Below are 7,281 nucleotides of genomic sequence, written 5' to 3'. Positions count from 1 at the left end.
TCATCGTTCGGTAAATAACTTCATGGTGAATATCATGGCTGCTGTAGTGGCTTATTGTTTGAATCCCAATAAGCCAACTTTCCAAAATATGCTAAAAGGCTAAATGGATTTCATCGAACTCAGGTTAATTATATTTAAATTTCCTCAAACCTTTAAATCACAGCTTGCTCCAAATTTATGTAATAAGGTCATTGCTGGTTGAAAAAGTCTAATGATTCTAAGAATTCACCTAACTTTTCAACTCACTAAAATGTGTCGCTCTTGTTAATTGATTCTGGATTCGAAAAATGATCATCAATAATTCGTCTAATGAAAGATTGAAATTCACTACTTTTGTGCTTTAGCGCTCTAGATGATCAATACACGCGCTACAGGATGAGGGGTACGAGTTTATAAAAGATCTCTAATAGACCAAATAATGAAAAGTTTAAGGCAGGACGCGGTACAACGTCGCAAAACATTGTTCTGCTTTTTCATTACTACAGAAATTAATGGTGTGCGCATTTTTCCATTTTACAAAATATTGTGAAATGTCCCCTGTTTGGTCTTCCTGATATCCAGAACAATCCACTTCATTATTGTCATATTTAACTTGCAAAATTAAAGCCGGTAACGAATTTGCAGGGTCTTGTGAAGGTTGATAATCATATACACCTGCAGACCATTCTTGACCGCTTTTAATCACCACATCGCTATTACTTTTAAAGTTGTAATATTCAATACATTTACGATTATTTGGGATTTGCATGCCCCACAGCCCCACAATTTCTGGACGGGTCACCACACGAAATTTATTGGTCGTTTCTGCTGCTACTGGCGTTAACTTGGCTGAATCTATTGTTGTATTTTCATTCGCAATCGTGCAGACAGAACATAAGCTTAAAACTGTGGTTAGATATATTTTTTTCATACATTTATTTAAAGATATAAACCGTTTAGACAACTTAGCATATTTTTAATCCAAATCTGCAAGCATAAACATAAGACAACAATTTTATTTAACGAAAATGTGACTTAGTTTACATTTAATCGACTTTGTAGGTAATGGTTATTTGATATGATCGCCTTTCTGTTGTGAACGTCACACTCATTCAAGTTTTTTTCTTAATTATCAAACCATTGCAAAAGTGAGTTTAGTACTTGCAAAACTTTAGCATACCGCAAACTATATCTTCGACTCAAAAGCAAATATTTGCCTTTGGACTGCTAGCCGTTGTGGTATTTTTTTCTTGTTTATTGGGTATTTTTACTCGCCCACTTAGCTACTTTTCTTTTTTTTGGCCAAGCAACGCCCTCTTGTTGGGGCTACTCATTCGCTTTCCATCTTTAAAAAGTTTTGGTGGAATTTTGGGTGCATTTATTGGCTATATGGGTGCCGATTTAGTTACAGACAATACCTTGCTGATGACGCTAGGTTTAACGCTTTCAAACTTTGTTGCTGTTTTTAGTGGGTTGTTTTTCTTTAATTATACCCGCGCTAAACTTCCAGCGAGCAATAATAATGTGTCAGAGCTGTATCCACATATTATTGCTGTGACTTTAGGCTGCTTCTTCGGCGCTTTATTTGCCATTCTTCTGCTGCCGAATTTACCACATAGCTTTATGTTGGCAGAAAATCGCTGGATTGATTTTTTTACTTGGTGGTCTGGTGAAATTTTAAATGTGGTGATTGTCTTACCTTTGATTTTGGCTGCCCCACGTTGGTCTGAAGTCAAAGAACTTATAAACAATCAATATGTTAAAGAAATTCAAATTCGGGATGCCTTACCTTTTTTTGCATTGTTGATCTCAATCGCCTGCACCCATATTTTCTATGGGCCAGGCGCACTATTATATCCATTGGCTGCGTTAATTTGGGCAGCTGCCAGCTATCAACTTTTCAATTTGGCACTGATTAATAGCTTGGTCTGTTTAACTCTGTATCACAGCGTCACAGGCTTGTTTATAGATCAAGTGAATTCGAGTTATTTAACCACCATTATTTCTATTCGTGTGGGTTTAATTATTTTAGGTCTTGCCACGTTAATTTTATGTGTGATTAGCCAAAACCGAAATCAGTTGTATAGAGAAGTATTGTATTTGGCAAATCATGACAGTTTAACCGAAACACTGAACCGCCGTAGTTTTACTCAGTTAAGTGAAAAAGCTTTAAAGCATAAAAACAATCATTCATTGTCTTTAATTATGTTAGATATCGACGATTTTAAAAAAATGAATGATCAATATGGGCATTATGTCGGTGACCGTGCTTTGCAACATCTCTCTAACATCGTTAAAAGCAATTTACGTGATCACGATTTATTTTGTCGCATTGGTGGTGAAGAGTTCATTATTTTGCTGAACAATAATAACTTAAATAAAACTCAACGCATTGCAGAACGTATTCGTATGTGTATTGAACATCAAGCGTTAAATTTAGAAAACCTTGAACCCATTCATTTTACAGTAAGCATGGGCGTGTCACATACACACTTACCCACCAATCTCCCTTTACAAGATTTAATTATTCAGGCAGATCAGGCGCTATATCAGGCAAAAATGCAAGGTCGTAATCGGGTCATTCTTGCTTCTTAAACAAAAATAGCATACAACATCAATTTGACAATACAGATTTTCAGGATTGAAATGAAACTTGCAGAATACCTCCAATATGATGCTTTAGGCTTGGCAGAGCTCGTTGCCAAAAAGGATGTTCAGGCCTCAGAATTATTAGATATTGCGTTACAACGTGCTGAACAAACCAATCCACAATTAAATGCCATTATTATTCCTATGCATGAACATGCACGGCAGCGCACACAAACAAAATTAACAGGCCCATTTGCAGGTGTGCCCTTTTTAGTCAAAGACTTATTTCAACAATATGCAGGCTATCCGACTTCATTTGGTTGTCAGGGTTTAAAACGTGCGCATCATCTTGCAGAACAAAATGCAGAAATTGTAAATCGTTGGGAAAATAGCGGAATCGTTACCTTTGGACGTACCAACACGCCTGAATTTGGGATTAAAGGGATAACCGAGCCAGATGCTTGGGGTGCATGTAAAAATCCATGGAATTTGAAACACAATAGTGGTGGTTCTTCTGGTGGTTCTGCGTCTGCAGTTGCGGCAGGTATTGTGCCGATTGCAGGGGCAAGTGATGGCGGTGGTTCAATTCGTATTCCTGCGTCTTACTGTGGTTTGTTTGGTTTAAAACCAAGTCGTGGACGCACCCCGTGGGGGCCACAACTCAGTGAAGCCATGCATGGTGCAGCGATGCAACATATTTTAAGTAAAAGTGTACGTGACAGTGCGGCAATGCTCGATGCAACGCATGGCGCAGATGGTCATTCACTTTTCAAAATTGAAGCTCCTGAACGCAGTTATTTAGATGCAATTCAGCAAGCGCCAAAAAAATTAAGAATCGCATATTCGACCCAATCTCCGATTGGTACAGCTGTTTCACAAGATGCCATCAATGCCATTCAAAAAACCGTACAGCTTTTAGAATCTTTAGGGCATGAAGTGGTTGAAGACCGTCCTGCTATTGATGGCATGCAATTGGCCAAAGATTTCATTACCACATGGTTTAGCCAATTTGCTTATTTAATTGCTGAAATTCAAACTCGCCTGCCAAATCATTCCGATAATTTTGAGCTAGACTCTTTGGCTTTGGCTGCCTTTGGCGCAAAAACCACGTCAGTAGATTACATTCGTAATTTGAATAATTGGGGGGTATATGTCGCGCAAATGAATCAATTCTTTGAGCGTTATGATTTATACCTCATCCCTGCAACTGCCTCAGTTGCACCAAAAAATGGCGAAGTTAAAACTCCTGCATGGCAAAAACCAATTTTAAAAACACTACTACATGCAGGTAAAGCACATTGGTTAGCGCAAGGTAAATTGGTCGATCGCATTGTCAAAGAAAACCTAAAATGGGTGCCATTTACTCAACTTGCCAATATTACAGGGCTGCCTGCAATGTCTGTGCCTTTGTATTGGAATAAAGATAACTTACCATTGGGTTCGCAGTTTATTGCGCCTTTTGCACGTGAAGATGTGCTTTTACAACTGGCTGCACAACTCGAAGCAGCTCAACCGTGGTGGCAGCAATACGCTAAAATCCCTATTTAATGTAGCAATCAATTAGTAAGAAGCAAGCAAACTATACCCATCCAACTTTGCTTGCTTCTATTTTTGATAAAAGAACGGTATCACTGCAAAATCACCAATCTAGGCTTTCATATCGCTCGACATTAACTGCGATTCTAATTGCTTTGGCAATCCCCAAATAAAACACAGACCAATCAGTGTAGATAATCCTGCAAAAATAAAAATCCATTCGCCTGAAACAATATCCCAATAATGCCCTGCCAAAATACTCCCCAGTGCAACCCCTAACCCCCACATGGTACTGTAAAGTGCTTGCCCGCGACCTTGTTGCCCTGCAGAAAAGTTTTGAAAAATCACCCGCATGGCAATGATATGAAATAAGCCAAAACTAAAGGCATGAACACTTTGTGCAAAAAATTGCGCAAAAAATATGGATGGAAATAAACCGACAATTACCCAGCGTAAGCCTGTCAAAATTAAACATACAGCAACCAGTGAACGCCAAGACCAACGCTTTAAAAACAAACTTGCGTAAGCAAACATAATAATTTCAGCAATCACTCCAACAGACCACAAGAAACCGATCTGACTTGTGCTAAAGCCTGCCTGACTTAAAAAATTACTGTAGAAACTATAAAATGGCGCATGCGAAAACAGTAAAATCAATTCAATTATAAAAAATGAATAGACTACTGGGCGCTTTAAAATAGGCAATAAGGGTTCAAGTTGTTTTTGTGCAATGGGTGCGGAGCTTGGTTCTTGAATACTGAATGACCATAGAAATGCCAGTAAAGAAATACTGAGTAGCAACATCGGTAACATGGAGATTGGTATAATTTCCAAAATAGCACCTATGCCAAAAACCCCGACAATAAAACCTATAGAGCCCCATTTACGCACTTTGCCATAGAGTTCCGCACGTTTCTCGCCCAACCAAAACAAAGTCACGCCTTCAAATTGTGCCAAAATTGCGTTTTGGAAAAAGCTAAAAATTAGCATGAGTAATGCAACAGACTGAAAGCTATTCGGAACAATAAAAATCAGTAACCAAATACTGGCTTCCATCCAAGTTGCGATGCGCACCAAAAGCATCCGTTTGCCTGATTTATCGGCAATCCATCCCCAAATAAAAGGCGCGAAAAAGCGCGTTAAAATGGCAATAGAAGATAAAACACCAATTTCCTGATAATTAAAGCCCTGATCTTCTAAATACAGGCTCCAAAAAGGCAAAAACGTCCCAACAATTGCGTAGTAAAAAAAGTAGAATCCACCTAAGCGTGTCGATATATTCAAGGCTTGCATCAATGTATATTTCCTTGATTTTTCAAACACATAAATAAGTGCATTTCTAACCTGATCTAAAATTTTAAGACAACCGATATATTAACACTGTAGTACTTTAATTTTGAGTGATTGGCTGATTAAAACGAAAAACCCTGAAAATCAGATCAAATTTTCAGGGTAATATTGAGAAAATTTCTTAAAATTGTTTAGCCGCAAGAAGCTTGTAGAATAATTTTAGTTTTCGGATCGACCACCACAGTGACGCGATTCATACGATAATCCATTGTTACAGGCTGACCTGGTGTAACCATTCTCACAATTTCAGCTCGGGTAAGCGCTTTAATTTGTGTTTCAGTCAAACCTGTTTTACCAACTAACTGCGCAGCAGATTCTGGGACACAATTTTGCATGGTCTGTGGCACCTGAGTTTGTTCATTGATAGGCTGATTACTACACGCAGCTAAAGTTGCCACACTTAAAACAGCCAAAACACTATATAACTTTTTCATGTTGATACTCGTTTTTAATTTCTTCAAACCAACTCAAAATAACATAACTGATTAAATATGCAGTAAATTTACTGAATAAAACTGTGATGATAGTTTTATTGATCAAAATAAATTAGATGTAAGTTTGGATTAAGTTTAATTCTCAATCACACTTAAACTCAGTTTCATCCAATCAATTGCCTGTTGGCGACGCTCTTCTAAAGCATTCCATAGCGTATCTTGCGATAATATAGAATATTCCCCTTCGCGGCAGCTAAGTTCAGGCGCATTTTCATAGTCCTCAAGCCATTGTTCACTTTGATAATAGGCCTGTAATTCTTGCCAGAGCTTTTCTGCAGCTTGCCATTTTTGCTGCGCTTCTCGCATCTGTCGATGTAAATCATGCCATTGCTCATATTGTTGCTGTAAAACCTGAGCATCGTACATTTTATTTTTACTCATAGCTGAAATTCAAAAATTAAGATGACATGAACATACAATAATTCAAGATCAAGGAATGTGAGTGTATGTAGGTTTTATTTAAAGAAACATATAGTGCTATATTTTTTTGCATTAATTTTTAAAGAAGACAATTCCTGATTTATTTAGTCAACTTTAGCTTCATTACTTTCAGTAAAATTTAGTATAAAAGTGTAATTCCATCTTTTTATCAAAAGTTAAAGTCATTAGTATAAGTTTGCTTCAATTTTTTAGAAAAGGTACAAAAATGAAATATATTTTAGGGGCAACATTACTTGCATTCGGTTTAATGGGATGTAACTCAAATTCAAATAATGAAGTGAGCCAAGAAAAAGTACAAAGTAATGCACCTGCAGAAACACAAGTTATTTATTTTAATGGCCCACAAGATTTAACCATTGAATTAAAATCTTCAGATAATTTTGAAACTGCAGAAATGGTAGATAATTCAGACACAGTTTATCATTTAAAACGTACTGTATCTGGTAGCGGTATTTTACTGAGCAATGATGATGGTGTATCTATTCACTTTAAAGGTGGTGAAGGAGTACTTGAGTTAGTCAAAGATCAGCCTATTAATATTACTGAATTTAAAAAATAGATTTTTTGCTGATCTATACTTAAAACATCATTTATATTATTTATGATTGATAAATCGTTATATTCATTATATGGATGATGCTTTTTATTTATACAAGCGAGCTTTAAAATAAATACTGAATTTAAAAAACCACCTTTTGAGCGATAAGCTGTCATTAAAAAGTAAACATGTATTCTTTTCCGAATTGGTTTGATACTCTCTCCACTCATTGCTCTATTTTATCAGCTGTCATGACTTGAAAATCTCGCCAATAATATTTCATCTGCTTCCATACCATCTCGATTCGATTTAACTCAGGGCTATAAGCTGGAATAAAATACAAATTCGTCGAAA

The 7,281-nt window shown here is 36.8% G+C and carries 7 protein-coding genes and 2 pseudogenes; 4 read left to right on the top strand and 5 right to left on the bottom strand.

Annotated elements, in window-relative coordinates:
• A pseudogene (locus HX743_RS15220) lies at positions 1 to 103 on the top strand (IS982 family transposase); the annotation flags it as partial.
• 324 nt (positions 104 to 427) lie between these two features.
• Here HX743_RS15220 and HX743_RS15215 read toward each other — a convergent pair.
• Positions 428 to 838 (bottom strand): hypothetical protein, encoded by a 411-nt coding sequence (locus HX743_RS15215; protein ID WP_372238855.1) that lies wholly within the window; start codon positions 836 to 838, stop codon positions 428 to 430.
• Between the two features lie 302 nt (positions 839 to 1,140).
• On the opposite strand from HX743_RS15215, the gene HX743_RS15210 reads away from it, so the two are divergent.
• The gene (locus HX743_RS15210; protein WP_214129028.1) at positions 1,141 to 2,574 is read left to right on the top strand and encodes a diguanylate cyclase; all 1,434 of its coding nucleotides are present in this window, start codon (positions 1,141 to 1,143) and stop codon (positions 2,572 to 2,574) included.
• Positions 2,575 to 2,625: 51 nt separating this feature from the next.
• Positions 2,626 to 4,116, top strand: coding sequence for an amidase (locus HX743_RS15205; protein WP_178319621.1), 1,491 nt, complete (start codon positions 2,626 to 2,628; stop codon positions 4,114 to 4,116).
• Between the two features lie 99 nt (positions 4,117 to 4,215).
• On the opposite strand, the gene HX743_RS15200 is transcribed toward HX743_RS15205, so the two are convergent.
• The 3 genes and pseudogenes from HX743_RS15200 to HX743_RS15190 form a co-directional block, all read right to left on the bottom strand.
• Entirely contained in the window at positions 4,216 to 5,397 is a 1,182-nt protein-coding gene (locus tag HX743_RS15200; protein WP_178319620.1) for an MFS transporter, read from the bottom strand.
• Positions 5,398 to 5,585: 188 nt separating this feature from the next.
• A pseudogene (locus HX743_RS15195) lies at positions 5,586 to 5,786 on the bottom strand (I78 family peptidase inhibitor); the annotation flags it as partial.
• 237 nt (positions 5,787 to 6,023) lie between these two features.
• Positions 6,024 to 6,329, bottom strand: coding sequence for a DUF4298 domain-containing protein (locus HX743_RS15190; RefSeq protein WP_096901595.1), 306 nt, complete (start codon positions 6,327 to 6,329; stop codon positions 6,024 to 6,026).
• A 265-nt stretch (positions 6,330 to 6,594) separates the two neighbouring features.
• Here HX743_RS15190 and HX743_RS15185 point away from each other — a divergent pair, with 265 nt between their 5' ends.
• The gene (locus tag HX743_RS15185) at positions 6,595 to 6,948 is read left to right on the top strand and encodes a hypothetical protein (RefSeq protein ID WP_178319619.1); all 354 of its coding nucleotides are present in this window, start codon (positions 6,595 to 6,597) and stop codon (positions 6,946 to 6,948) included.
• Between the two features lie 205 nt (positions 6,949 to 7,153).
• On the opposite strand, the gene HX743_RS15180 is transcribed toward HX743_RS15185, so the two are convergent.
• Positions 7,154 to 7,281 (bottom strand): transposase (locus tag HX743_RS15180; RefSeq protein ID WP_178319618.1); only part of this gene is annotated, 128 nt, incomplete at its 5' end.

The sequence above is a fragment of the Acinetobacter sp. Swhac1 genome (assembly GCF_013390985.1).
Taxonomy (GTDB): domain Bacteria; phylum Pseudomonadota; class Gammaproteobacteria; order Pseudomonadales; family Moraxellaceae; genus Acinetobacter; species Acinetobacter towneri.
The sequence above is the reverse complement of the archived record's forward strand: the minus strand, read 5'-3'. Positions and strand labels throughout refer to the sequence as shown.

Coding starts and splice junctions, on each gene's coding strand:
- HX743_RS15185 (WP_178319619.1), top strand. CDS start 6,595: ATGAAATATATTTTAGGGGCAACATTACTTGCATTCGGTTTAATGGGA.
- HX743_RS15200 (WP_178319620.1), bottom strand. CDS start 5,397: ATGCAAGCCTTGAATATATCGACACGCTTAGGTGGATTCTACTTTTTT.
- HX743_RS15205 (WP_178319621.1), top strand. CDS start 2,626: ATGAAACTTGCAGAATACCTCCAATATGATGCTTTAGGCTTGGCAGAG.
- HX743_RS15190 (WP_096901595.1), bottom strand. CDS start 6,329: ATGAGTAAAAATAAAATGTACGATGCTCAGGTTTTACAGCAACAATAT.